The following is a 23,926-nucleotide window of genomic DNA, read 5'->3' as shown; positions in this document are numbered from 1 at the left end:
ATACGGGATTTTACTTCCCCGCGCAGAAATTTTATCTTATCCGCACTTTTTCGTTCGTGAGCTGTACAGATTGCTGCCGTATGCAGCGTGATCCGGCTCAAGAGCCGTTCTTCCAGCATGATTCCGGGATATTTATGAGCAAGAGCACCGCTGAGATCCGTCAAGCGTTTCTCGATTTCTTCCAGAGCAAGGGACACAACGTTGTTTCAAGCAGTTCGCTTGTCCCGACAAACGATCCGACACTGTTGTTTACCAATGCCGGGATGAACCAATTCAAAGACGTTTTCCTCGGTCTGGATAAACGCGATTACAGCCGTGCCACCACGTCTCAACGCTGCGTACGCGCGGGCGGTAAACACAACGATCTCGAAAACGTCGGTTATACCGCTCGTCATCACACTTTCTTCGAAATGCTGGGCAACTTCAGCTTCGGTGATTACTTCAAGCATGATGCAATCAACTACGCCTGGGAATTACTGACCGGCGAAAACTGGTTCAACCTGCCGAAAGAAAAATTGTGGGTCACTGTCTATGAGACAGATGACGAAGCCTTTGAAATCTGGGAAAAAGAAGTTGGCGTTCCTAAAGAACGTATTATCCGCATTGGCGATAATAAAGGCGGCGCTTTCGCCTCTGACAACTTCTGGCAAATGGGCGACACCGGCCCTTGCGGCCCTTGTACTGAAATATTCTTCGATCATGGCGATCACATCTGGGGTGGCCCTCCGGGTTCAGCCGAAGAAGATGGCGACCGTTATATCGAAATCTGGAACATCGTGTTCATGCAGTTCAACCGTCAGTCTGACGGCACGATGCTGCCATTGCCAAAACCGTCCGTAGATACCGGGATGGGGCTTGAGCGCATCACCGCTGTTATGCAGCATGTGAACTCAAACTATGACATCGATTTATTCCAGAAGCTGATTGCCGCCGTGGCAGAAGTGACCGGCGCTACCGATCTGACCAGCAAATCCCTGCGTGTTATCGCCGACCATATTCGTTCGTGCGCATTCCTGATCGCTGACGGTGTGATCCCATCGAATGAAAACCGTGGCTATGTGCTGCGTCGTATCATTCGTCGTGCGATCCGTCACGGCAACATGCTGGGCGCCAAAGATACTTTCTTCTTCAAACTGGTTGCCCCACTGATCGAAGTGATGGGCCCGGCGGCTGCGGAACTGAAAGAACAGCAGGCAATGGTTGAACAATTGCTGAAAACTGAAGAAGAGCAGTTTGCCCGCACACTGGAACGTGGTCTGGCATTGCTGGACGATGAACTGTCCGCAATGACGGGTGACACTCTGGACGGTGAAATTGCTTTCCGTCTGTACGACACCTTCGGTTTCCCGCTGGATCTGACTGCCGATGTTTGCCGCGAGCGTAATCTGAAAGTCGATGAAGCCGGTTTTGAGAAAGCGATGGAAGTTCAGCGTCGCCGTGCTCGTGAGTCCAGCGGTTTCAGCGCAGACTACAACAGCATGGTTCGTGTGGACGGTGTGACTCAGTTCTCCGGATATGAACATCTGCAACGCCATTCCAAAGTGGTGGCATTGTTTATCGACGGTCAGTCAGTGAACGAAATTCAGGCGGGTGAAAATGCCATCGTGGTACTGGATGACACGCCATTTTATGGTGAATCCGGTGGACAGGTGGGCGATAAAGGCATCCTGAAAACGTCAGCTGGTGTCTTCTCTGTTTCCGATACCCAGAAATACGGTAAAGCGATTGGTCATCAGGGTTCCCTGAATGCCGGTAAGCTTAGCGTTGGCGACAGCGTTGAAGCTGAAGTTGATGTGGCTCGTCGTGACCGTATCCGTCTGAACCACTCAGCCACTCACTTACTGCACGCAGCGTTGCGTCAGGTGCTGGGTAAACACGTTGCACAAAAAGGGTCACTGGTTAACGATAACTATCTGCGTTTCGACTTCTCGCATTTTGAAGCCATGAAGCCTGAAGAAATTCGTCAGGTTGAAGATCTGGTGAATGCGCAAATTCGTCGTAATCTGCCTATTCAGACCACCATCATGGATTTGGACGAAGCCAAAGAAAAAGGTGCAATGGCACTGTTTGGTGAAAAATATGAAGACAGCGTCCGTGTCTTGAGCATGGGCGATTTCTCCACAGAACTGTGTGGCGGAACACACGCCAGCCGTACCGGCGATATTGGCCTGTTCCGTATCCAGAGCGAGTCGGGCACTGCGGCAGGCATTCGTCGTATCGAAGGGATCACGGGTGAGAATGCGATCAATGCACTGCATCAGCAAAGTGATTTGCTGCAAGATGTCGCACACCTGGTAAAAGGTGATGTCAACAGTATCACTGATAAGATCCGATCCCTGATCGAACGTTCGCGCGTGCTGGAAAAAGAACTTCAGCAAGTGAAAGGCCAGCAGGCTGCGCAGGAAAGCGCATCTCTGTCGGGCCAGACCAAAGAAGTGAAAGGCGTTAAGCTGTTAGTTCGTCAGCTGGATAATGTAGAGCCTAAAATTCTGCGTACGATGGTTGATGATCTGAAAAACCAGTTAGGTTCAGTGATCATTGTTCTGGCAACCATCGCTGACGATAAAGTCAGCCTGATTGCCGGTGTCACAAAAGATCTGACTGACCGTGTCAAAGCGGGGGATCTGATTGCTTCTGTTGCCCAGCAGGTGGGCGGCAAGGGCGGTGGTCGTCCTGACATGGCACAAGCAGGGGGAAGCGATGTTCAGGCTTTACCGGCAGCCCTGGCTACCGTAGAAGCCTGGGTGGAATCCAAGCTGTAAGAAGAAATAAATCGCTAACCTGGAAAGCGCCATAATGTATTGTGCAATATGGCGTTTTCAGTCTTAATGGTGGGGTAGGCTTCGCGGCAAGGTCGCGACAACGTTGATTTCAGCTAAACTAAAAGTACTCATGGCTGAAGTTGCAGGCCGCTTACAGTTAATGTAAGGGTCATGGCTTACGTTTTACCCGCTTATGATCGATAATGGCCGGGAAACTGAGAGACCCGACTCTTTTAATTATTCAAGGAGCAAAGAATGCTGATTCTAACTCGCCGAGTTGGTGAAACCCTCATGATTGGCGATGAGGTTACTGTTACCGTTTTAGGTGTCAAAGGTAATCAGGTACGTATTGGTGTGAATGCGCCAAAAGAGGTTTCCGTTCACCGTGAAGAGATCTATCAGCGTATTCAGGCTGAAAAATCTCAACAGACGAGTTACTGATTTACGAGGCGTCTCGCTGACGGCGAGGCGCTGATCCTCTTTTCTGCGTATTTCTGATTTTCCTGCCTGACTTTCTCTGTATTTTTATCTGTTTCATTCTTTACGAGCGCTGCTCTGTGATCCCCTTTGTGTAAAAAAGAACGTGGTTTTTATGCGTTATGCCCTCTTTTTTGCCTTCAAACTGTGCAGGTTGCGCGTGAAATGTCCAAACGAGTGATTGTGTGGAAAAAAGGGTTTGACTTATAAGGGCCAGAAAGTAATATGTGCGCCACGCAGTGCCGATGAGCTTGAACAAAGTTAGTCAGCACACTCGCAAGAGGCGTATGGTGAGGTGGCCGAGAGGCTGAAGGCGCTCCCCTGCTAAGGGAGTATGCGGTCAAAAGCTGCATCCGGGGTTCGAATCCCCGCCTCACCGCCATTTAAAATGCACCCATAGCTCAGCTGGATAGAGTACTCGGCTACGAACCGAGCGGTCGGAAGTTCGAATCTTCCTGGGTGCACCATACTTTCCAAAGCGTATGTTGATTTGCAATCAAATGAGCGTGATGGGCAGAAGCTAACGCTGATGTAGTACGGAAAAATGGTTGGGTAAAATCTGCAGTAAGAATCAAAATGCACCCATAGCTCAGCTGGATAGAGTACTCGGCTACGAACCGAGCGGTCGGAAGTTCGAATCTTCCTGGGTGCACCATTCTTTATCTCTGCTTTTCCCGCATCGAATAAAATCTGTAGTAAACACACTTTGCACCCATAGCTCAGCTGGATAGAGTACTCGGCTACGAACCGAGCGGTCGGAAGTTCGAATCTTCCTGGGTGCACCATATTCCAAACATGTTGCAGCGACCATTTTCACATAAGGTCCTCCGGCATGAAGGCAGCACGAAGAAAGATAACGTTGCTTTAGCAACGGCCTGCAGGGCGAGCCCTTGCCAAGTTATCTTCCTGGGTGCCGCCTGTCAGAGAAACCCGCTTCGGCGGGTTTTTTGCTTTCTGCGTTTCATCTCTGCGTTTTCCACTTCATTTCCCTGATTTTTTCAACGTGTTCGGATGTGCTCTGTGAACGGACAAAATGCGACTTTCGGCAGACTTTGCGATAAAGTAGTTTTCCCGTTTTTTTCGTGAGCATGGAGCATTCGATGTACGATCGATACGAAGGGCTAATATTTGATATGGATGGCACCATATTGGATACCGAGCCTACGCACCGTAAGGCATGGCATCAGGTATTAACCAAATACAGTATGCAGTACGATGTCGAATCCATGGTTGCCCTGAATGGTTCCCCGACATGGCGCATCGCCAAGTTTGTTATCGACAGTAATCATGTTGAGATGGACCCTCATCTTCTTGCCGCAGAGAAAACCGCCGCGGTACAGGAAATGTTACTCGATACCGTTCGTCCGCTGCCTCTGATTGATGTCGTTAAGGCCTACCGTGGTCGACGTCCGATGGCTGTAGGAACGGGCAGTGAACACTGGATGGCGGATGCTCTGTTGCGTCATTTGGGTTTACGCGATTGCTTTGATGCCATCGTCGGCGCGAATGACGTGCAGAACCATAAACCCGCACCAGATACATTTTTGCGCTGCGCTGAACTCATCGGCGTGCCTCCTGAAAAATGCGTTGTGTTCGAAGACGCCGATTTTGGTATTGAGGCGGCAAAACGCGCCAATATGGCTTTTGTGGATGTGCGTACGTTGTGAGTAGCGCCGTAGCGCTGGCGTCCTTATTTGGCAGTAGCTTTTTAAGTGCCACGTTGTTACCAGGCAACTCAGAAGTATTATTAGTGGCTTTATTGTCAGCTGGCAGTGCAATGCCGGCGGCACTGGTTTTGTCTGCATCTGTTGGCAATACCTTAGGTGGCATAACCAACGTCATCATCGGACGCTTCTTGCCGCAGCTTAAGCCCCAACGTGGGCTACAGGTTGCAGAAGGCTGGCTGAAACGCTTTGGACCGGCCGCCTTGTTGCTGAGCTGGTTACCGGTGATTGGTGATGTGTTATGCGTATTAGCAGGTTGGCTGCGAATGCCGTGGGGCTCAGTGGTCTTTTTCATGTTGATTGGAAAAGCAGTGCGTTACGTTTTTATTACGGTGGTAACGCTACAGGGGCTTTCATGGTTCAGTTAGATTGGCATCAGTCATCAATTATGGTCACATCTATGCAGACACGCTTTGCTTGCAAATCAATGAGTTCAGAGAGCGGGAGGTCAATTTGATCCCGGATGTATCACAGGCGCTTTCCTGGCTGGAAGCCCATCCTCAGGCATTAAAAGGTATTCGTCGCGGTATTGAGCGTGAAACGCTGCGTGTTAATCCCGATGGTTCATTAGCGAAAACCGGCCATCCGGAATCTCTTGGTGCGGCACTGACGCATCGCTGGATCACCACCGATTTTGCCGAAGCCTTATTAGAATTTATTACCCCCGTCGATGACAATATTGAGCATCTGATGGCATTTTTGCGTGACATTCATCGTCACGTGGCCCGTGAGCTCGGCGAAGAGCGCATGTGGCCGTTCAGCATGCCGTGTTTTATTGATTCCGGACAGGATATTGAACTGGCGCAGTACGGTTCATCCAACGTGGGACGCATGAAAACATTGTATCGCGAAGGCCTGAAAAATCGTTATGGCGCGCTGATGCAGGTGATTTCCGGCATTCACTATAATTTCTCTCTGCCGCTGTCCTTCTGGCAGGAGCGTCTGGGCGTGACCGATACCGAAAGCGGCAAAGAAGCGATTTCAGCCGGTTATTTTAAGCTGATCCGTAACTATTACCGTTTTGGCTGGGTGATTCCGTATCTGTTTGGCGCATCGCCGGCGATCTGTTCGTCATTCCTTAAAGGTCGTAAAACCGATCTGCCTTTCGAATATACCGAGGGCGGCTTATGTTATCTGCCCTATGCGACGTCGCTGCGCCTGAGTGATTTAGGATATACCAATAAATCGCAGAGTAATCTGGGCATCACCTTTAACGATCTCGAGACTTACGTTAAAGGCGTTAAAAAAGCGATTCGCACACCTTCTGCAGAATATGCAGAAATGGGTGTGAAAAAAGACGGTAAGTATCTGCAACTGAACACGAATGTGTTACAGATTGAGAACGAGCTTTATGCGCCTATCCGTCCTAAACGTGTCACCAAATCAGGTGAAACACCTTCTGATGCGCTGATGCGCAGCGGGATTGAGTACATTGAAGTGCGATCGCTGGACGTTAACCCGTTCTCTCCGGTCGGTATTGATGCGACGCAGGCGCGTTTCCTCGATCTGTTTTTGGTATGGTGTGCCCTGGCGGATGCCCCGGAAATGAGTAGCGATGAGCTGCTTTGCACGCGCCAAAACTGGAACCGTGTGATCCTTGAAGGGCGTAAACCCGGACAGACCATCGGTATCGGCTGCAATGATGATCGTAAGCCGCTGGCTCAGGTGGGCAAAGATTTGTTCGCTGATTTAAACCGGGTCGCGCAGGTGATGGATAGCCAAAATGGCGACCATCTCTATCAGGACGTATGCAAAGAGTTGGTTGCGGCGTTCGATGATCCGGAACTGACTTATTCCGCGCGTATCCTGAAAGAATTGAAACAGCAGGGCGTGGGTAATTTAGGACTGGAACTGGCCGAGAAATATCGTCAGATGCTGATCAGTGAACCGCTGGAAGTGTTGGATGAAAGCGCGTTACTGGCAGAACAGGACGGTTCCTGGCAACGTCAGCGCGACATGGAAGCCAGTGACAAGCTAAGCTTAGAAGACTATCTGGCCGCTCACGCGGGCGGTACCGAAGAGTAGAAAAGAAAAAGGCCACAATTAATGTGGCCAAATAAACATCTCTGTTTACAGGGATGATGATAACAAATGCGCGTCTTTCACTAATTAAGACCTGCATGCTGGGAAAAGGTTTCCTGATTTCGTAAAAAAATTTAATTTATTTTGGAGAGGTGACGATATGCCACTGTTGGATAGCTTTACCGTAGACCATACCCGTATGGCAGCACCTGCTGTTCGCGTCGCAAAAACCATGAAAACCCCACACGGGGATACCATCACTGTGTTCGACCTGCGTTTTTGCCGCCCGAACATTGAAGTGATGCCAGAGCGTGGTATTCACACGCTGGAGCACCTGTTCGCAGGCTTCATGCGTAATCACCTCAACGGAAATGGCGTTGAGATCATCGATATTTCTCCGATGGGTTGCCGTACCGGCTTCTACATGAGCCTGATAGGTGTGCCTGAAGAGCAATTGGTTGCTGATTCCTGGAAAGCGGCGATGGCGGATGTTCTGAAAGTAAAAGAGCAACGTCAGATCCCTGAGCTGAACGAATATCAGTGCGGTACCTACGAGATGCATTCTCTTAAAGAAGCGCAGGAAATCGCGCAGCACATTCTCGATCACGATGTTGTCGTGAACCGTAATGACGATCTGGCTCTGCCGAAAGAAAAACTGTCCGAACTGCACATCTAGTTCGTTCAGCGGAAGCAAAAAAGACGCGAAATTCGCGTCTTTTTTATGTCTGGAATTTGAGTGGGTTAGTGCTGGTTTACACTGGTCTGTAAAGGATGCAACGGACGGACCTGCACTTGTTTGATCATGTTGTCCTGCACATCCAGAATTTCGACTTCATAATCTTCAATGCGTAAGTTGGTGCCGATTTTAGGGATCTCTTCCAGCACCTCCAGTAACATACCATTCATGGTTCTCGGCCCGTCGGCAGGCAGCGTCCAGTTAAAGGCTTTGTTCAGCTCGCGAACGTTCGCACTGCCTTCAATCACCACGGAACCATCGCTTTGCGGCGTCACTTCTTCGGCCAGCGTCGGTGACATCGACGTCGTGAAATCACCGACAATCTCTTCAAGAATATCCTCGACGGTGACCAGCCCCTGAATGTCGCCATATTCATCGACCACAATCCCGACTTTCTTCTTATTACGCTGGAATTTCACCAGCTGAATATTGAGCGGTGTACCTTCGGGTATGTAGTAAATCTCATCGGCAGCGCGCAGCAGATTTTCTTTGGTGAACTCTTTCCGCTCCGTCATCAGGCGATAAGCTTCGCGCAGGCGCAGCATGCCGATGGCATCGTCGAGTGAGTCCCGGTAAAGCATAATGCGGCCATGCGGTGAGTGCGTCAGCTGGCGGATGATCGATTTCCAGTCATCGTTAATATCAATTCCGACGATCTCATTGCGCGGCACCATGATGTCATCGACCGTGACTTTCTCAAGATCCAGCACTGAAAGCAGCATGTCCTGATTGCGACGGGAGATGTTCGAGCGCGATTCATTCACGATGGTTCTCAGCTCTTCTTTACTCATCGCATCGCTGAGGCTGGTGTTGGTTTTGACACCGCACATTCTCATCAGCAGACGTGAAAGGCTGTTCAGGATCCACACTAACGGCATCATGATGGTCTGCAGAGGACGCAACAGCAGGCTGCTTGGAAAAGCGATACGTTCCGGATTAAGCGCGGCGAAGGTTTTCGGCAGCACTTCAGCAAACAGCAGCACCACGAAGGTCAGCACGCCGGTCGCAATGGCCACACCGGCATCGCCATACAAACGGATGCCCACAATGGTTGCCAGAGCGGAAGCAAGGATGTTGACCAGGTTGTTGCCGATAAGTACGAGGCTTATAAGCTGATCCGGGCGTTTTAACAGCTTTTCGACGCGACGCGCACCCCGGTTACCTTGTTTGGCAAGGTGACGTAACCGGTAACGGTTGAGTGTCATCATACCGGTTTCGGAGGCTGAAAAATAAGCCGAAACCACCACCATGATGATCAGTGTGATGATCAGGGTTGTTGTCGAGACGTGCTCCAACGGGTATTCCTTTTAATTAATGAACCATGATTTGCTGGATCAGGCGGCTGCCAAAATAGGCGAGAGTGAGCAGGATGGCGCCCGCCATGCTGAACCATACCACGCGGCGGCCACGCCAGCCTTCGTGATAATGGCCCCACAGCAGGACGATATAAACGAACCATGCGAGTATCGACAAAACGGCCTTATCGATATTTTCCGGGCTGAACAGGTTGTTCAGATACAGCAATCCGGTGCACAGCGTCAGCGTCAGTAAAATGACGCCAATCTGGGTGATGTGAAAAAGTTTCCGCTCGATGCTCATCAGCGGCGGCATATCAGCGGTAAATGTCAGACGTTTATTCTTCAGCTGATAATCAAGCCATGCCAGCTGCAGTGCATATAGCGCAGCAATCATCAGGGTCGCATAAGAGAAAAGCGCCAGGCCAATATGGACCAGTAAACCTTTACTTTCCTCGAGATGCGTAATGAACTCGCCCGGCAGGAAGGTGACGAATGCAAGATTGATCAGCGAAAAACTATACACAATAGGCAGAACAAACCAGCCGCGGTTGCGCGAGGCGACAATGGTCATCACCGTGCCAATAATTAAACTCACGACGGAACCAATATTCACCAGGCTCAGGTTCTGGCCGGTGCTGACATCGAAAATACGCTGTTGCAGGGCGACCGCATGGCAGACCAGCGCGACGACCACGGAAATCAGTGCCAGACGTCGGTATGCGCTGTTCTTCCGGATGATGCTCGGAATGATCAGTGCGAGGCTGAACAGATAGGCCAACATGGCGACGAGAGCGAAAACTGACATAGCGTTTCAGTGGCATCGAAAAGTGAATGAGAATCGCAGTATAACGTTACCCGCGTCACGCTCCAACCTATCTGAGATACCAAAGCAGAGATCGTCCTCGCTTCGTGTTATAATCCCGCAATTACGTCGCAAAAGCGGCCTGTCATTACGTTGAGCAAGAGACGATGTTTGAGAATTTAAGCGATCGATTGTCGCGCACACTGCGCAATATCAGCGGCCGCGGGCGGCTGACCGAAGAAAATATCAAAGAGACGTTGCGTGAAGTTCGCATGGCGTTACTGGAAGCTGACGTTGCGCTGCCAGTCGTTCGCGACTTCATCAACCGGGTGAAAGAGAGTGCTGTTGGCCATGAGGTCAATAAAAGTCTTACACCGGGTCAGGAATTCGTCAAAATTGTCCAGAAAGAGCTGGAAAACGCCATGGGCGAGGCGAATACCGAGCTCAATTTAGCGGCACAGCCACCGGCTGTCGTGCTGATGGCAGGTTTACAAGGTGCCGGTAAAACGACCAGCGTCGGTAAACTGGCGAAATTCCTGAAAGAGAAGAAAAAGAAAAAAGTGCTGGTGGTGTCTGCTGACGTGTATCGCCCTGCGGCGATCAAGCAGCTGGAAACCCTGGCACAGCAAGTTGAAGTGGATTTCTTTCCGTCAGATGTACAGGAAAAACCGGTCGATATCGTTCGCCGTGCGCTTCAGCAAGCCAAACTGAAATTTTATGATGTCCTGATTGTCGATACCGCGGGTCGTTTACACGTCGACGAAGCGATGATGGACGAAATTAAACAGGTTCACGCCGCGATTAATCCGGTTGAAACCCTGTTTGTTGTCGATGCCATGACCGGTCAGGATGCCGCAAATACGGCAAAAGCCTTTAACGAAGCGCTGCCACTGACCGGTGTGATCCTGACGAAAGTGGATGGTGACGCGCGCGGTGGTGCCGCGTTGTCGATTCGCCACATCACCGGCAAGCCGATTAAATTCCTGGGTATGGGTGAAAAAAACGATGCCCTTGAGCCGTTCCACCCTGATCGTATCGCTTCACGTATTTTGGGTATGGGCGATGTTCTCTCTCTTATCGAAGACATTGAGAGTAAAGTCGACCGCGCACAGGCTGAAAAACTGGCCAACAAGCTCAAGAAGGGCGACGGTTTCGATCTGACCGACTTCCTCGATCAGCTCAAGCAAATGCGCAATATGGGCGGTATGGCGAGTATGATGAGTAAATTGCCGGGTGTTGGCCAACTGCCAGACAACGTCAAATCTCAGATGGACGATAAGGTACTGGTGCGAATGGAAGCGATCATCAATTCGATGACGATGAAAGAGCGCGCTAAGCCCGAAATTATTAAAGGTTCCCGCAAGCGTCGTATCGCGCTGGGTTCCGGCATGCAGGTGCAGGATGTTAACCGCTTACTCAAGCAGTTTGACGATATGCAGCGCATGATGAAGAAAATGAAGAATGGCGGTATGGCGAAAATGATGCGTGGCATGAAGGGTATGATGCCACCAGGTTTCCCAGGCCGCTAATCGACTACACTGGCTATTTATCAGCCACATAAACGGCCCCAAATGTGCTCAGGCAAATAGCGACGGAGGCAATCTACGCTTTCGATTGCTTTTTGCGCCAAAATGAGTAAAATTTTGGGGCTTTTTATATTGCAACCAGACCCCGTTCCCCGATGGGGTCTGGTTGTTTTATTAACTAAAGAGGATGTTATGGTAACAATTCGTTTAGCACGTGGCGGCGCAAAAAAGCGTCCGTTTTATCAAGTAGTAGTGACCGACAGCCGCAACGCTCGTGACGGTCGTTTCATCGAACGCGTAGGTTTCTTCAACCCATTGGCTTCTGGCCAGGCTGAAGCTCTGCGTCTGGACCTGGATCGTGTTGCCCATTGGGTAGATCTGGGTGCAACCGTTTCTGATCGCGTTTCTGCGCTGATCAAAGACGCTAAGAAAGCAGCTTAATCTGTCGCGGTGGTGGCAATGAGCAAGCAATCCAATCCAGTGGTACCCGCTGAGCCGTTAGTTCTCGGCAAAATGGGTTCAACATACGGCATTCGTGGTTGGCTCAGAGTGTTTTCATCCACCGAAGACGCTGAAAGCATCTTCGAATACCAGCCCTGGTTTATCCAGCGTGCCGGTAAGTGGCAGGTTATCGAGCTGGAAGGCTGGAAACGCCACACTCAGGATCTGATTATCAAAGTCAAAGGCGTTGATGATCGGGATGCTGCGAATCTTCTGACTAATTGCGAAATTGTCGTCGATTCAAAGCAACTACCTGTACTGGAAGACGGTGACTATTACTGGAAAGACCTTTTTGGTTGCCAGGTAGTGACGACTTCCGGTTACGAGCTGGGCAAAATCATCGATATGATGGAAACCGGTTCTAACGATGTCATGGTAGTGAAAGCCAACCTGAAAGATGCCTTCGGACTCAAGGAGCGGTTAATTCCGTTCCTCGATGGGCAGGTTATCAAGAAAGTCGATCTCGCTACTCGCACTGTTGAAGTAGATTGGGATCCTGGTTTTTGACCTCCGTAGTGTTTACTGATGTAAACAACGTCTGGTTGAGCGGTCAAACATTTGGAAGGGGTAGGCTATGTGGATCGGTATAATTAGCCTGTTTCCTGAAATGTTCCGCGCAATTACGGATTACGGGGTAACTGGCCGGGCAGTTAAGAATGGCCTGTTGAGCGTAAATTGCTGGAGTCCTCGTGACTTCGCATACGACCGACATCGTACCGTGGATGAGCGCCCTTACGGCGGTGGTCCCGGCATGCTGATGATGGTGCAACCCTTGCGGGAAGCGATTCATGCAGCAAAAGCAGCGGCAGGCGAAGGTGTGAAAGTGATTTATCTTTCACCTCAGGGGCGCAAACTGGATCAAACCGGTGTTTGCGAACTGGCGGCCCACCAGAAAATTATTCTGGTTTGTGGTCGTTATGAAGGGATTGATGAGCGCGTAATCAAAACCGAAATTGATGAAGAATGGTCAATTGGTGATTATGTTCTCAGCGGTGGTGAGTTGCCGGCAATGACTCTGATTGATTCAGTTTCCCGCTTTATACCGGGCGTTCTGGGTCGTCAGGCTTCAGCAGAAGAAGATTCTTTCGCTGACGGATTGCTCGATTGCCCCCACTATACCCGCCCTGAAGTGCTGGAAGGCATGGAGGTACCGCCGGTGTTACTGTCGGGAAATCATGCTGATATACGTCGCTGGCGCCTGAAACAGTCGCTGGGTCGAACCTGGCTTAGAAGACCTGAACTTCTGGAAAACCTAGCTCTGACTGACGAGCAAGAGGTGTTACTGAGAGAGTTCCAAAAGGAACATCGACTTAGTTAACAAAACTATGAAGGGACCGCTTGAGCACGTTGCCAGGCCTTCCCGATATATCAGTTTACCTAGGGTAAGAGACATATTATGAGCAATATCATTAAACAAATCGAACAAGAGCAGATGAAGCAAGACGTACCTGCATTCCGTCCGGGTGATTCCGTGGAAGTTAAGGTATGGGTCGTTGAAGGTTCTAAAAAGCGTCTGCAGGCATTCGAGGGCGTGGTTATCGCTATTCGTAACCGCGGTCTGCACTCTGCATTCACTGTTCGCAAAATTTCTAACGGCGAAGGTGTTGAGCGTGTATTCCAGACTCACTCCCCAGTAATCGACAGCATTGCTGTTAAACGTCGTGGTGCCGTTCGTAAAGCTAAACTGTACTACCTGCGTGAGCGTACTGGTAAGTCAGCTCGTATCAAAGAGCGTCTTAACTAAGGTATCGCTAACGCGACATCTAAATACTCTTAGTTATCAAGGGTCTGGCGTAATCGCTAGACCCTTTTTTTTTGAGTGGCGGCAAAATGGCGGCAGAGATTAGCTGTATGGCGACAATAAATAAAAAACCCGCTTTCGCGGGCTTCTTTTGAAGTTGAATTTTTAGTGCATCTGGAAGGACTGCTGCTGATGCTTATCTGGATGTAATTGAACGGCATGGACTGTTCCAGGCTCAACAATGATGTCAGCGATCGACTCATGAGTTTTGAACGTGCAGCTGCAATTAATATTCTGGCACTGATGGTAGCGCTCTTTGGTGTTGATGCTCAGGTAACGACTTGAACGTGCGTGGGCAGCGTGCTGGCATTTCGGGCAATGCATCATAATAATCACCATTTTGTCATTTTAAATCATATGTAATCATTGTATGTTATTGCTAAAAACATACATCCGGGATTACAGTGTTTTACATAACAGGTGACTAATTGCTCAAGGCAGACGAGATGACAAATCAGGACGATATACTAAGCGCGATACGTGACGCTAACGAAAGGGAACGCTATATCTGGCGTCGTGCCCGTTGGTTTATGAAGGCAGTATGGGTTTGCCTTCTTATATACGTACTCTTCCCTGTAGTAATTAGGTTATTTTATTGTTTCTGAATAATTTTTAGAAACTCATAAAGAAACTTTGCATTCATCATTCACAATCTATCGCCCCCGCTCGCCTCGTAATTCACATCTGACAGCAGCACCTCCAGTTCCAGCCCCGTCGTATATCCGCCATTGTTAAGGCTGTGCGTGACCTTACTGATTAGCCAGGGCTGCGCGTCGATCACCGCTTTAAAGCCTGACACCGCCAGCGGGGTTTCGGGGAACAGGTCAGCACGTCCACGAGCCAGGGAGATAGAAAACTGTGCGACGCCGCGCTGTAGCTTGTCCCATTTGGCCTGTGCTGCTCGCATCGCGGCCTTCTGCGTGGCGTAAACCGTCGTCAGCACAAACACATTTTCATCATTGCCCGCCAGATATTCGCCTTCTTTCGCCTCCGGCGTTCTTTGTGCTTTCGCCGTGGTCTTTTTGGCCGCCGGATGTTGCAGGGCGCGCAGGTGCTTTTCTTTCTTCTTTCGCTGTACCTTTACCTTTTTAGGTTTTGGTTCTTTGGTATGAAGCCAGGTGGCTGATACGCCGGTGTAAGCATCACGGTCAGCAATATTGAACGTATGCCCGTCGCCGTCACTACGGGTCAGCGTCATTTGTGGGATCGGCTTGCCACTGGCGGTTAATGCTGAGCCTGGCTTAATAAAAATCAGTTTACCCGCCTTGATGGCGACAACCCCGCCGTTCAGCTCGGCCAGACGAGTGATAAAAGCCGCGTCGGTTTCCTGCGTCTGGTCAATGTGCGAAACCTTCACACCCTTGAGTGACTCGGAGACGGCGGGCTGGAGACTGTTTCGTGCCGCGATGGCGGAGACTATCGCCCCCAGCGTTGTATCATGGTAGGAGTTATCGCGGCGGGAATTCAGGCTGCCGCGATAGTCGGCGCTGCGGGCGCGCAGCGTCAGAGTATCCGGCGCACCCCGATGCTCCACTTCGTCCACCGTAAACTCCCCCTTATGGAACAGCGCCTGACCTTTCCAGCCCAGAAAGACGCTTAGCACCGCGCCGCGCGGAGGCATCTGCATCAGGCCGTCCGCGTCGTCCAGCTCGATGTCGAGCTGGTCAGCCTCAAAGCCGCGGTTGTCGGTCAGCGACAGCGAAATAAGTCGCCTGCTGATATCAGCGGTGATGTCTGAACCGGCGAGTTTAACCATGTAGTCCGGCGCAATCTGTGCGCCGTTATCCATTGCGATAGTGGGCATCATGACAGCAGCCCGCCTGCATACTTCTGCGCATTGCTGGCAATCCCGCCCGCCTGATCTAGAAGGCCGTCGGCCTGTGTTTTGATATCGCCAAACATGGCGGTCAGGCTTTCGTCCACCCGCTTGAGGCTCAGCGTAAACTCAATTTTGCGGGCGGCACCGTTAGCGAAAAACTCTGAATGCTCGTCACTGAGGCTTTCCACCACGAACATCCCGTAAATCGCACCGTTGCCGCCAATCAGCGACCAGGCGCGGCCTTGTTCCGCCATCAGGCGCAACGCGTCCAGGCTCAGCCTGCCGCCGGTGATTTCCGGCAGCAGCGTGCCGGTCAGGGTGATTTTTTCATCCCCTTGCCCGAGAAATTGCGGCGCGGCGCGCAGGCCGATCCGGTCATTGGTCGGCCAGCGGTATTCCGCCGAGCGTTGCAAACTCTGATAGGGCAGGGTTTGCAGCATAAACACGAACATCCCCAAAGCCAGCATCATAGAAACCTCCTTAGCCGTAATTCATTGAGCTGCGCGCCGCAGAACGCTGGCGGCGCATGTAATCTTCAAATAAAAGCATTGCCTCAGTGGCGACGTCCTTCGCACTTTGTCCGGGCACGGCGTAGACGTTGAAGATGGGAGCGGCAGCCGGAGCCTGATTACGCATCAGTGCCGCCGTGTCCCGACGCCCCGTGACGCTCACCGGACCACGTACCAGCTCCGCGCCGTTCTCTCCCACAATGCCGACCTCACCTGCGGCAATGTCGCCGCCTTTATCGAACATGCCCGCATAGCCGTAAGCTTCGCCGCCGGTGCCGTAAAACTGCGCAGGGGAAGAAAGCCCTTCCGCCGGTTTCGGCAGTCCGTTGCTCACGCTCACCGAAATGGTTTTATCGCCGTCCGATTTCATCCAGTCCGGAAGAAAATCCGTCATGCTGGAAAGCTTGTCTTTCAGCGCCTGCCACTTCGCGGCAATCCCGTCCATCAGCGCGGTGATCATGCTGCTGCCCGCTTCCTGAAATTTGGCCGGAAGGCTTTTCACCACGTCGAAAATCTTCTGGCCAAAAGACTTGAGGAAATTGATATAGGCCGCAAACCCCGCTTTTGCACCGTCTTTAATGCCCGTCCAGACCGCTGCGAACTTATCCGATAATCCCTGCACACCGGCAACGATGCTGTTCCAGGTGCCGGTCAGCCAGTCGGTGATGGTTGCCCAGGCTTCGGTCGTCCAGGCGGCAATCGCGTCCCACATCTTTTTAAACTTCGGCTCCAGCGTGCACCAGTTCGCCCAGATATAAATCGCCGCCATCGCGATCAGTGCGACCACGGCCAGCAGCGGGTTTGCCATCGCGGCGCGTCCCATCCACAGCAGCGCGGTGCCCACGCCTTTCAGTGCCATGCCGATATAGCCCAGACCTTTCACCACCGGACCGACCACCACGCCCAGCACGCCGAGGCCGACAACCAGGCTCGTCACCGCCAGCGCAGACTTAACGATAGTGCCGGTCAGCTTCGGGTTGGCCTTCACCCATTTGCCCACATTGCCGAGCCAGTCCGTCGCGGATTGCGTCAGCTTTCGCAGGCTGGAGTCCTGTTTATCGAAGGTCTCGATCTGCAAATCCTCGAACGCGGACTGCATGTTTTTCAGGTCGCCGTCGAGGTTATCGGTCTGCACTTTGGCGACCGACGCCGCCGATCCCTGCGAGTTTTCCAGCGCGGTTTTCTTTTCGGTCAGCCTGCCGTTGCCTGCTGCCTCCACCAGCTTCACCGCGCCTTTCATCGCTTCCTCACCGAAGATCACTTTCAGGTATTCGGCCTGCTGCGCCGTCCCGAGCTTGTTCCTTTTGAATGAGACGTTGATGTCGGTGAGGATTTTCTGAATAGGCAGCATGTTGCCTTTCCTGTCCCGCGTGCTGATCCCCAGCTCCTTCAGCGCCGCCGGTGACTGCCCCGTCGGTGCCTGCAACCGGCTGAACATCGCGCTGGCACTGGTGCCCGCCATGCTGCCTTTGATACCGTTATCCGCCAGCACGCCGAGTATCGCGGTGGTGTCTTCGATACTGGCACCCGCCGCCTGGGCGATAGGTGCCACGTATTTCATTGCTTCGCCCAGCTCAATCAGGTTGGTGTTGGAACTGGTAAACCCTTTGGTCATCACGTCAGAGACGCGCTTAATCTGATCCATCGGGATGTTGAACGCCGATTGCATGTTAGTGACGATGTCAGCGGCGTCGGCGATATCAATCCCCGAAGCCAGCGACAGGTTCACCGTGGATTCGGTCGAGCTGAGAATGGAGTCGGCGTTATAGCCGGAGCGGGCAAGTACGCCCTGCGTGCGCGCAACGTCCATCGGAGAAAACGCCGTGCTTCCGCCGATATCGCGCGCTTGCTGCCGGATGGCCGCCAGCTTTTTATCGGTTTTATCCAGCCCGAGGATCGCCTGTGTGCCGGACATCTCTTTATCAAAAGTGATGCCTGGGGCGATAAATTTCCCCTCTGCATACAGCGCCGCCGAACCCACGCCCATCGCTACCGCGCCGTTATTTCGGATAGTGTCGCCTGCGCGCTGGGTTGCCTGAAAACGCCTGCGGCTGTTTTCCCGCCGCTGCTGCTGCCGGTTCAGCCTTGCAAGCTCCTCCCGCTGACGGGCAAGCGTGGCGTTCGCCTCCTGCGAGCTGGCTCGTAACCGGCGCTGCTCAGCGGCGAGGTTCCGCGTGGAAATCCCCGCCGATTCCAGCGCGCCGCGCTGACGTTGCACAGAGTTGCGCAGACTGTTTTCTTTGGCCTGTAACTCGCTGGCGGCGCGCTTCGCTGCCTCCATCAGCCGCGTCTGCTTAGCCGTCGGGTTCGCGGTATTGGCAAACGCCTGCGACAGCCGGCTGGCTTCCTCTTTGGCTTTTTTCAGGCTGGCACGGGTGACGGCCAGCTGCGCGCTCGCCTTGCGAAAGCCGTCGATTTGCGACGCCTGCGCGTTGAGATTTCGCAGGGTGTCCTGCGTGTTGCGGATGTTTCCGCTGAGTGCTTTACTGGCTTTTTCCACCGAGCGGAAAGGGCGCGACGCCCGATCCACGGCGTTCAGCAGCACCTGCAATCGTAAATTACTCACTTTCGGCTCCGCTACGCAGTAACGCGCGACGCCGCCAGCCGATAATCTCGGTCAGCGACATCGCAAAGAGTTCCGAGGGCTGCCAGTGAAACACCGCCGCAATGTCAGCCATCAGGTCGTCAACTATCAAAGAGGCGGGCAGTTTTACTGTTCCGATTTCGGCGATAAAAAACCGACCACCTTGCTCGCCAGGGCGATCAGGTCGGGCAGGCAAAGCGCGTTGCATTCCTGTTTGGTGAGGATCGGCAGCGTGATGCGCGGCAGCACCGTCACCAGCGCGTCAACGTCCGCATTCGACAAGGAGGCAAGGCCGATACCGCGCAGATGACCGGCGTTTGGCTTGATGATTTCAACCTGGCTAATCACCATCTCGCCACGGGTGATCGGTTCTTCCAGGGTAATGACGTTTTCGTTTTCGATAGCGGCTTCATTAATCTGTTTCATAACATTCTCTTAAATCGTAAGGGGTATAGCAGCGCCGCAGACCGGCGCCGCTCAGGGGTTACAGGCCGATGTTTTTGCGGTGCTCCGCCAGGCGGTCAGTGCCGTTGACGATTTCCACCATGTTCACGGTGTCCACCTCGATCACATCCTGCCCGTTGATGCTCAGCTTGAAATAGGTGCACTGGGTGGACACTTTTGTTTCGGTGTCTTCGCCCTGTTTGTACTCGCCAAAATCAATCTCTTTGTGACGCCCGCGCATCACGACTTCCACCGCGAGCGTCTCGCCGGTGTCGTCCTGCTGGAAGGAACCGGCAAAGCGCAGCGGCGTAGCGTCAACCGCCCCCCACTGCTGGAGCACCAGCGTATCCAACCCGCCCATCGTCCATTCCAGCGTCAGCGCGTCATCGTCCAGCCCGAAGTCAATCGGCGCGGCACCGTTCATGCCGCCGCCGCGATAGTTCTCCAGCTTGCGTGTCAGCTTTGGCAACGTCAGCGCGCTGACCACGCCGACGTAGTTGTGACCATCGTTAAACAAGTTCAGGTATTTCAGTTTCTTTGGCAGTGCCATGGTTTAGCGCCTCTTAGCTGTTGATGGTCGTGGCGAACGTCGCCAGGTACTGATCGGTGATGCGCTGACGCAGGGTTAAATCTTCCAGCGGCGGCACCGGCGTATAGTCGTAATCAATGAACAGCTTGCCCGCTTTCAGGGTTTCGACGGTGTTAGCCTCCGCGTCGTACCAGCAGGTGCCGTCGATGATCAGACCGGCGGTTTTCATTTCGCGCAGTTTGGCGTTGATGCCCGCAATCATGTCTTTGATAAGCGTCGGGGTCATTGGCCTGTCCATTGCCCACAGGTGCGCTTCGGCCATGGTGTCCGCCAGCACCTGCGCGGTGCGGGTGTAGTTCTCAAACAGGAACAGCGGATCGTCAGAGCAGGTGCGCTGCCCCCAGAACTTAAAGCCGCCTTTGCGGATAAGGGTAGTGACGCACGCCTGGTTCAGCAGGTCGGCGTCGGTGCCGGTGGTTTGTAAATCCCAGTAGACGCTCGCAGACAGGCCGGTCACGCCGTTGATGCCGACGTTTGACAGGGTTTTATGCCAGCCGGTTTCGGCGTCGATTTTGGCACGCAGGCCGAGGGCATAGGCGGTGGCGGGCGCGATGTCGCTGGCGTTGGTGGTGGTGTTCCAGGCGACGAAATCCGGCCAGATGACCATCAGCTCACGCTGGCTGAAATTCTCGCGATACTTGATGGCATCGGACACGGTTTTGCAGCCGTATGCGCTGACGTAGCCGAAGGCGCGCAGTTGCTGACAGACGGCACCGAGCGCCGTCGCGACGTCCAGATTATCCAGCCCCGGCACGCCGAGAATGCGCGGCTTCACGCCGAGTTCGGTTTGGGCAGACAGCAGGGCTTTCATGCCGGTATACATGCCGGTGGCGTCGGTGCCGCCGATGATGTTCGAGGTGGTTTCCGCCTCGGTGTCACCTTCCGCCACGCGCACAACGACGACGACGGGTTTCGCCTGGTTGGCGATTGCCATCAGGGATGAACGAAGCGTGCCTTGCTTACCGGCCTTACCGGCGGCGGTCAGTACGTTGGTAATGAGCACCGGCGTATCGAGCGGGAACGCGTCGGCGTCCGCATCTTCTGCGGTGCAGACCATCCCGATGATGGCGGTGGAAACGGTGGAGATAACGCGGGTGCCGTCATTGATTTCAACAACGCGCACACCGTGATGATAATCAGCCATGGTGTTTTTTCCTGTGATTGGGGTGAGGTCAATCATCGCGTGTTGTGTACGCGCAGGCACGGCGGGCGGGGTGTGTGAGAAATGGCACAACGTGAGGAAAGCCAGATACAAAAAAGCCCCTCCAGGGGGCTATGTTCATTCAGGCATTGTAGGCCAGTCAACATCCGGCGCTGCTGACAAATCCAGCCGATTCAGGGCAACGCGGTATTTCTTCCAGGCTTGCAGAGTCGCCCGTTCTTCATCGGTTGCGTCGTCAATATCAACGGCGTCCTGCAACGGTGCAATTGCTGTCGTTGCTTCAGACATCAACGAATCACGATTAAGCGTGGCTTGAATGATAAATTCATCAGACGTGTATTTGCGCCGGGTTATCTTTTTGCCATCAAAGACCCAGCCGCCAGCAATGTCTAGACCATCAGGGACTGTCGATACCTCAGAAACTGAATTACCGACCGGCCAAAGTTTCGACACGTCATAGTCAAAAGAAATAATGACGCCGTTGCTATCAAATACAAATTTAAGCGTTTTTTCGCTGAACTCTTTTTGTGATTCATACCAATCCAAACCCGACTCATCTTTTAAAAAAAGCACAGATGATCCGGAATGTAATGTTGATTTATAAATTTGAAAATTTTTGAGAGTAATCATTAAACCAGTCCTATTGTCACCCAGTTACCATTAATGCAAATTTGCTCAGCCGCATACAAAAGTCCTAAATTCGATGCGTTAGAACTGCCGTTATTTCTGGCACCAATCACCACGCAGCCAGCTGGCACCTGTAATCCGTTTCCAATCCAGCCCGACCACTGCGCCGAGGCTTGACGCTGGCCGGTAATAAAATTACCGTTTACCCAATCCCGCCGCGCAAGAATGACGACTTCATTAGTCGTAGAGTTACGCATATAAGCGTCATTAGCATTGCCCGAGACAAACCCCGCAACGCTGCACACGTCGCGCGTAATGGCATTTACCGCTTCCGGAGTTGGTTGGTAGTTAGGGCTGTAGCATCTGACGCCGGGTGTGTCATAAACCCCCGCACCAGACTGAATGAATCCTTTGCTACTAATGTTGAGCTCTGCGTGTATATCGCCTCTTGATGCAATATACGCACCGCTCACGTCCTTAGTGGCATAGATGTATTGCCCCGATTTAATATCACCAGGAGAATAAAAAGAACTATCGCTAGGGTTGAATAACCACGCTGACGACACCCCGTTATCACCAACGACATTAATGCACGCCTGCGCATGATTTCCGCCCCCGGTCGTATATGCACCAAAGCTGATTGCTGTCGCCCAACCTAACCCTTGTGTTTGAATCATCCCTTTGATGATAGGAGAGTATGAACTCACACCTTTAGGCGCACCAAAACCTGATGGAATGATGAAGGGTGCCACAGGGTTACTATACTGAGCGGCAAATGAGCCAGCCCCCTCCCATGTTCCAGGTTTCGTGCCGTAATGACTGGCGTTATTTAAATAACTAACATTGCCACCGGCAGCAGGAACCGCGCCGATATCCGCCGGAGTGGGTTTGTTGTTCGGGCTGTACACCTCAACCCAGGCAGACCATGGACCATCAACACCATTCCAAGCTCCGGTCGCGTAGCGGGTGAACTGCCGCCCGTTACTGTTAAAGGCAATTTGCTGTGTGGCATTCGGACCCCAGGTAACGAAAATCACCCCGACAAAACCGTTCATCGGATAGCCTTTTGCCGTCGTCGCCGCTGCAACGCCTGGCACGCCGTAATGCCCAAACATGCCGCTGCCGCGCAAGGTGTTCGGGGTATCCGCTGCGGTTAAGTTGGTGCGGATTTTAAAGGCCGTGGCAATTTCATCAGACAGCGCCTTTTCACTGGCGGCGCTTTGCGATGCCGTCCATGCGCCTACATCTGCCGCTGTCGGTTTATTGTTGGTGCCATAAACCGCCACCCACGGGCGCCATGGTCCATCCTTCCCGTTCCAGTTGGTAGAAAGGCCACGCATCCAGACGTTGCAGGTATCAAAAGTGATGTACATTTGCTGGCAGCCATAAGCGCTGCCGGTGACAAACAGCGTGCCCGCTTTGGCTTCAGGATAATTCCTGTCAGGTGTCGCGGAGGCGTTGGCTGACTGGTGATAAACAGCCGCCTGAACCGCCGACAGGCCAAAACCCACCGTGTTCAGGTCAGTAGCACCGAGCGCCGTGTTTGCTGCGACAGAACCGGCGGAACTGGCCTGCACCCAATCGCGCCATGGTCCATCCTTGCCATTCCAGGAGGCATTGAGCGCACGCGTCCACACCATGCCGGTATTTTGTACCGTATAACGCTGTAATACGCCGCCCGTCCAGGAGGCGGGCATCACCTCCAGCACGCCCGCCGCCTGCGAGCCCGCCGGGTAGCCATTCGCTACCGTGGCATTCGCGCCGGTGCTCTGCACGTAGACGCCTATTTTTGCGAGGTTAAGCGTATTGATATTTGTCGTACCCAGTACGGCGGATGCCACAGGCAGCGCCCCCACGTCCGCCGCCGTCAGAGTGATATCGGCGTTCAGGGCTTTATTGTTCACCTTACGGGTGGCCGGTACGCGGGTATTGGCGTTGTCATTAACAGCCTTCACCGCTTTTGGCGTGGCGGCCAGCGCTTCGCTGGTACTGCTGACCGAGCTGCTCAGCTGAACAAATCCCTTTGCCGCCGTTGTGCCGTCTGGATGATTGCGCGATTTCTCATGCGCGGCCAGCAGGTCATTCACATACTGCTCAGTAGCCATAATCACCGAGTCGTCGATCAGCAGGCTGATTGCCTCGGTGTTGCTGACCGCAATCACCATGCGCAACGTCTGCGTGCGGCCTGAACCCTCCGCCAGCGTCGGTTTATAGGTGTCCGCCATGTTGCAGACGGCAATTAGCGCGCCGTCGCTGCTGAAAAGCCCCATTTCGCGCATCCAGAAGCCGCCGATGCTGGCAGACAGCACCGCTTCGGCAATCACCCAGTTTCCGTGCGACGGATCAAGCTTTAAGGAATTGAGCGGCGTGCGGTAGACCTCTTTCACCAGTTTGGTCTGTGAGGCAACCGGCGTTGTTGCCTTGCCGTTGCCGTCGCCGACGGCCAGCTGCGTAATGTTAATGTCAGTCCCCGCCGCAATGGCCGCCGCGATGCGCGCCTGGCCGAGCGTGGTGACAACGGATTTAAATGTGCTCATATCGTC

The 23,926-nt window shown here is 52.9% G+C and carries 23 protein-coding genes and 4 tRNA genes; 15 read left to right on the top strand and 12 right to left on the bottom strand.

Going from position 1 to position 23,926, the window contains the following annotated elements:
- The first annotated feature begins 134 nt into the window (after window positions 1–134).
- The 10 genes from alaS (at window position 135) to luxS (ending at window position 7,661) form a co-directional block, all read left to right on the top strand.
- The gene (gene alaS / locus ACQZQY_RS01470) at window positions 135–2,762 is read left to right on the top strand and encodes an alanine--tRNA ligase (RefSeq protein WP_431296479.1); all 2,628 of its coding nucleotides are present in this window, start codon (window positions 135–137) and stop codon (window positions 2,760–2,762) included.
- A gap of 255 nt (window positions 2,763–3,017) precedes the next feature.
- Entirely contained in the window at window positions 3,018–3,203 is a 186-nt protein-coding gene (csrA, locus tag ACQZQY_RS01465) for a carbon storage regulator CsrA (protein WP_013574027.1), read from the top strand.
- Between the two features lie 325 nt (window positions 3,204–3,528).
- Window positions 3,529–3,621 (top strand) — tRNA-Ser (locus tag ACQZQY_RS01460).
- Window positions 3,622–3,629: 8 nt separating this feature from the next.
- A tRNA-Arg gene (locus ACQZQY_RS01455) sits at window positions 3,630–3,706 on the top strand.
- A gap of 111 nt (window positions 3,707–3,817) precedes the next feature.
- A tRNA-Arg gene (locus ACQZQY_RS01450) sits at window positions 3,818–3,894 on the top strand.
- 53 nt (window positions 3,895–3,947) lie between these two features.
- Window positions 3,948–4,024 (top strand) — tRNA-Arg (locus tag ACQZQY_RS01445).
- 315 nt (window positions 4,025–4,339) lie between these two features.
- On the top strand, window positions 4,340–4,906 hold the full coding sequence (gene yqaB / locus ACQZQY_RS01440; RefSeq protein WP_056772800.1) for a fructose-1-phosphate/6-phosphogluconate phosphatase: 567 nt from the start codon (window positions 4,340–4,342) through the stop codon (window positions 4,904–4,906).
- Complete coding sequence (locus ACQZQY_RS01435; protein WP_056772797.1) at window positions 4,903–5,331, top strand: YqaA family protein; 429 nt, start codon at window positions 4,903–4,905, stop codon at window positions 5,329–5,331. The genes yqaB and ACQZQY_RS01435 overlap by 4 nt, the downstream gene beginning before the upstream one ends.
- A gap of 85 nt (window positions 5,332–5,416) precedes the next feature.
- The gene (gene gshA / locus ACQZQY_RS01430; protein WP_431296478.1) at window positions 5,417–6,988 is read left to right on the top strand and encodes a glutamate--cysteine ligase; all 1,572 of its coding nucleotides are present in this window, start codon (window positions 5,417–5,419) and stop codon (window positions 6,986–6,988) included.
- Window positions 6,989–7,145: 157 nt separating this feature from the next.
- Window positions 7,146–7,661 (top strand): S-ribosylhomocysteine lyase, encoded by a 516-nt coding sequence (luxS, locus tag ACQZQY_RS01425; protein ID WP_056772793.1) that lies wholly within the window; start codon window positions 7,146–7,148, stop codon window positions 7,659–7,661.
- Window positions 7,662–7,726: 65 nt separating this feature from the next.
- Here luxS and ACQZQY_RS01420 read toward each other — a convergent pair whose 3' ends face one another.
- Complete coding sequence (locus ACQZQY_RS01420; protein ID WP_056772791.1) at window positions 7,727–9,016, bottom strand: HlyC/CorC family transporter; 1,290 nt, start codon at window positions 9,014–9,016, stop codon at window positions 7,727–7,729.
- Between the two features lie 16 nt (window positions 9,017–9,032).
- The gene (locus ACQZQY_RS01415) at window positions 9,033–9,824 is read right to left on the bottom strand and encodes a cytochrome C assembly family protein (RefSeq protein ID WP_056772789.1); all 792 of its coding nucleotides are present in this window, start codon (window positions 9,822–9,824) and stop codon (window positions 9,033–9,035) included.
- Window positions 9,825–9,988: 164 nt separating this feature from the next.
- On the opposite strand from ACQZQY_RS01415, the gene ffh reads away from it, so the two are divergent.
- From ffh to rplS, 5 genes are all read left to right on the top strand, one after another.
- Window positions 9,989–11,350, top strand: a complete 1,362-nt coding sequence (ffh, locus tag ACQZQY_RS01410) for a signal recognition particle protein (RefSeq protein ID WP_056772787.1) — start codon at window positions 9,989–9,991, stop codon at window positions 11,348–11,350.
- 189 nt (window positions 11,351–11,539) lie between these two features.
- Window positions 11,540–11,788, top strand: coding sequence for a 30S ribosomal protein S16 (rpsP, locus tag ACQZQY_RS01405; protein ID WP_056772785.1), 249 nt, complete (start codon window positions 11,540–11,542; stop codon window positions 11,786–11,788).
- An 18-nt stretch (window positions 11,789–11,806) separates the two neighbouring features.
- The gene (rimM, locus tag ACQZQY_RS01400) at window positions 11,807–12,355 is read left to right on the top strand and encodes a ribosome maturation factor RimM (protein ID WP_056772783.1); all 549 of its coding nucleotides are present in this window, start codon (window positions 11,807–11,809) and stop codon (window positions 12,353–12,355) included.
- Window positions 12,356–12,422: 67 nt separating this feature from the next.
- Complete coding sequence (gene trmD / locus ACQZQY_RS01395) at window positions 12,423–13,166, top strand: tRNA (guanosine(37)-N1)-methyltransferase TrmD (protein ID WP_122096371.1); 744 nt, start codon at window positions 12,423–12,425, stop codon at window positions 13,164–13,166.
- 78 nt (window positions 13,167–13,244) lie between these two features.
- Window positions 13,245–13,592, top strand: coding sequence for a 50S ribosomal protein L19 (gene rplS / locus ACQZQY_RS01390; protein ID WP_056772777.1), 348 nt, complete (start codon window positions 13,245–13,247; stop codon window positions 13,590–13,592).
- Window positions 13,593–13,754: 162 nt separating this feature from the next.
- Here rplS and ACQZQY_RS01385 read toward each other — a convergent pair whose 3' ends face one another.
- The 10 genes from ACQZQY_RS01385 to ACQZQY_RS01340 form a co-directional block, all read right to left on the bottom strand.
- Window positions 13,755–13,976 (bottom strand): DNA-binding transcriptional regulator, encoded by a 222-nt coding sequence (locus tag ACQZQY_RS01385; RefSeq protein ID WP_071823644.1) that lies wholly within the window; start codon window positions 13,974–13,976, stop codon window positions 13,755–13,757.
- A gap of 319 nt (window positions 13,977–14,295) precedes the next feature.
- Window positions 14,296–15,456, bottom strand: a complete 1,161-nt coding sequence (locus ACQZQY_RS01380) for a phage late control D family protein (RefSeq protein ID WP_431296477.1) — start codon at window positions 15,454–15,456, stop codon at window positions 14,296–14,298.
- Window positions 15,453–15,938, bottom strand: coding sequence for a phage tail protein (locus tag ACQZQY_RS01375; protein ID WP_431296476.1), 486 nt, complete (start codon window positions 15,936–15,938; stop codon window positions 15,453–15,455). Before ACQZQY_RS01375 ends, ACQZQY_RS01380 begins: the two co-directional genes overlap by 4 nt.
- Before the next feature lie 10 nt (window positions 15,939–15,948).
- A complete protein-coding gene (locus ACQZQY_RS01370; protein ID WP_431296475.1) occupies window positions 15,949–18,543 on the bottom strand; it encodes a phage tail tape measure protein in 2,595 nt (864 codons plus the stop codon).
- Window positions 18,536–18,655 (bottom strand): GpE family phage tail protein, encoded by a 120-nt coding sequence (locus ACQZQY_RS01365; RefSeq protein WP_120506653.1) that lies wholly within the window; start codon window positions 18,653–18,655, stop codon window positions 18,536–18,538. Before ACQZQY_RS01365 ends, ACQZQY_RS01370 begins: the two co-directional genes overlap by 8 nt.
- Window positions 18,656–18,687: 32 nt before the next feature.
- Complete coding sequence (locus ACQZQY_RS01360; protein WP_181955516.1) at window positions 18,688–18,987, bottom strand: phage tail assembly protein; 300 nt, start codon at window positions 18,985–18,987, stop codon at window positions 18,688–18,690.
- A 58-nt stretch (window positions 18,988–19,045) separates the two neighbouring features.
- Entirely contained in the window at window positions 19,046–19,555 is a 510-nt protein-coding gene (locus ACQZQY_RS01355) for a phage major tail tube protein (protein WP_112168785.1), read from the bottom strand.
- 13 nt (window positions 19,556–19,568) lie between these two features.
- Window positions 19,569–20,738 (bottom strand): phage tail sheath protein, encoded by a 1,170-nt coding sequence (locus ACQZQY_RS01350; protein ID WP_431296474.1) that lies wholly within the window; start codon window positions 20,736–20,738, stop codon window positions 19,569–19,571.
- Between the two features lie 135 nt (window positions 20,739–20,873).
- Complete coding sequence (locus ACQZQY_RS01345; RefSeq protein ID WP_431295747.1) at window positions 20,874–21,386, bottom strand: tail fiber assembly protein; 513 nt, start codon at window positions 21,384–21,386, stop codon at window positions 20,874–20,876.
- Window positions 21,386–23,920: a phage tail protein gene (locus ACQZQY_RS01340; protein WP_431296473.1), complete on the bottom strand. Its 2,535-nt coding sequence runs from the start codon at window positions 23,918–23,920 to the stop codon at window positions 21,386–21,388. The genes ACQZQY_RS01345 and ACQZQY_RS01340 overlap by 1 nt, the downstream gene beginning before the upstream one ends.
- Window positions 23,921–23,926: the final 6 nt, after the last annotated feature.

The organism is Rahnella sp. PAMC25559, from assembly GCF_050632365.1.
Taxonomy (GTDB): domain Bacteria; phylum Pseudomonadota; class Gammaproteobacteria; order Enterobacterales; family Enterobacteriaceae; genus Rahnella; species Rahnella rivi.
This window is presented reverse-complemented; position numbering and strand designations above follow the sequence as displayed.

Bases quoted from the DNA above. Each gene is read 5' to 3' on its own strand.
- alaS (WP_431296479.1), top strand. From the start codon at position 135: ATGAGCAAGAGCACCGCTGAGATCCGTCAAGCGTTTCTCGATTTCTTC.
- csrA (WP_013574027.1), top strand. From the start codon at position 3,018: ATGCTGATTCTAACTCGCCGAGTTGGTGAAACCCTCATGATTGGCGAT.
- yqaB (WP_056772800.1), top strand. From the start codon at position 4,340: ATGTACGATCGATACGAAGGGCTAATATTTGATATGGATGGCACCATA.
- luxS (WP_056772793.1), top strand. From the start codon at position 7,146: ATGCCACTGTTGGATAGCTTTACCGTAGACCATACCCGTATGGCAGCA.
- ACQZQY_RS01415 (WP_056772789.1), bottom strand. From the start codon at position 9,824: ATGTCAGTTTTCGCTCTCGTCGCCATGTTGGCCTATCTGTTCAGCCTC.
- ffh (WP_056772787.1), top strand. From the start codon at position 9,989: ATGTTTGAGAATTTAAGCGATCGATTGTCGCGCACACTGCGCAATATC.
- rpsP (WP_056772785.1), top strand. From the start codon at position 11,540: ATGGTAACAATTCGTTTAGCACGTGGCGGCGCAAAAAAGCGTCCGTTT.
- rimM (WP_056772783.1), top strand. From the start codon at position 11,807: ATGAGCAAGCAATCCAATCCAGTGGTACCCGCTGAGCCGTTAGTTCTC.
- trmD (WP_122096371.1), top strand. From the start codon at position 12,423: ATGTGGATCGGTATAATTAGCCTGTTTCCTGAAATGTTCCGCGCAATT.
- rplS (WP_056772777.1), top strand. From the start codon at position 13,245: ATGAGCAATATCATTAAACAAATCGAACAAGAGCAGATGAAGCAAGAC.
- ACQZQY_RS01385 (WP_071823644.1), bottom strand. From the start codon at position 13,976: ATGATGCATTGCCCGAAATGCCAGCACGCTGCCCACGCACGTTCAAGT.
- ACQZQY_RS01380 (WP_431296477.1), bottom strand. From the start codon at position 15,456: ATGATGCCCACTATCGCAATGGATAACGGCGCACAGATTGCGCCGGAC.
- ACQZQY_RS01375 (WP_431296476.1), bottom strand. From the start codon at position 15,938: ATGATGCTGGCTTTGGGGATGTTCGTGTTTATGCTGCAAACCCTGCCC.
- ACQZQY_RS01365 (WP_120506653.1), bottom strand. From the start codon at position 18,655: ATGGCTGACATTGCGGCGGTGTTTCACTGGCAGCCCTCGGAACTCTTT.
- ACQZQY_RS01360 (WP_181955516.1), bottom strand. From the start codon at position 18,987: ATGAAACAGATTAATGAAGCCGCTATCGAAAACGAAAACGTCATTACC.
- ACQZQY_RS01355 (WP_112168785.1), bottom strand. From the start codon at position 19,555: ATGGCACTGCCAAAGAAACTGAAATACCTGAACTTGTTTAACGATGGT.
- ACQZQY_RS01350 (WP_431296474.1), bottom strand. From the start codon at position 20,738: ATGGCTGATTATCATCACGGTGTGCGCGTTGTTGAAATCAATGACGGC.
- ACQZQY_RS01345 (WP_431295747.1), bottom strand. From the start codon at position 21,386: ATGATTACTCTCAAAAATTTTCAAATTTATAAATCAACATTACATTCC.
- ACQZQY_RS01340 (WP_431296473.1), bottom strand. From the start codon at position 23,920: ATGAGCACATTTAAATCCGTTGTCACCACGCTCGGCCAGGCGCGCATC.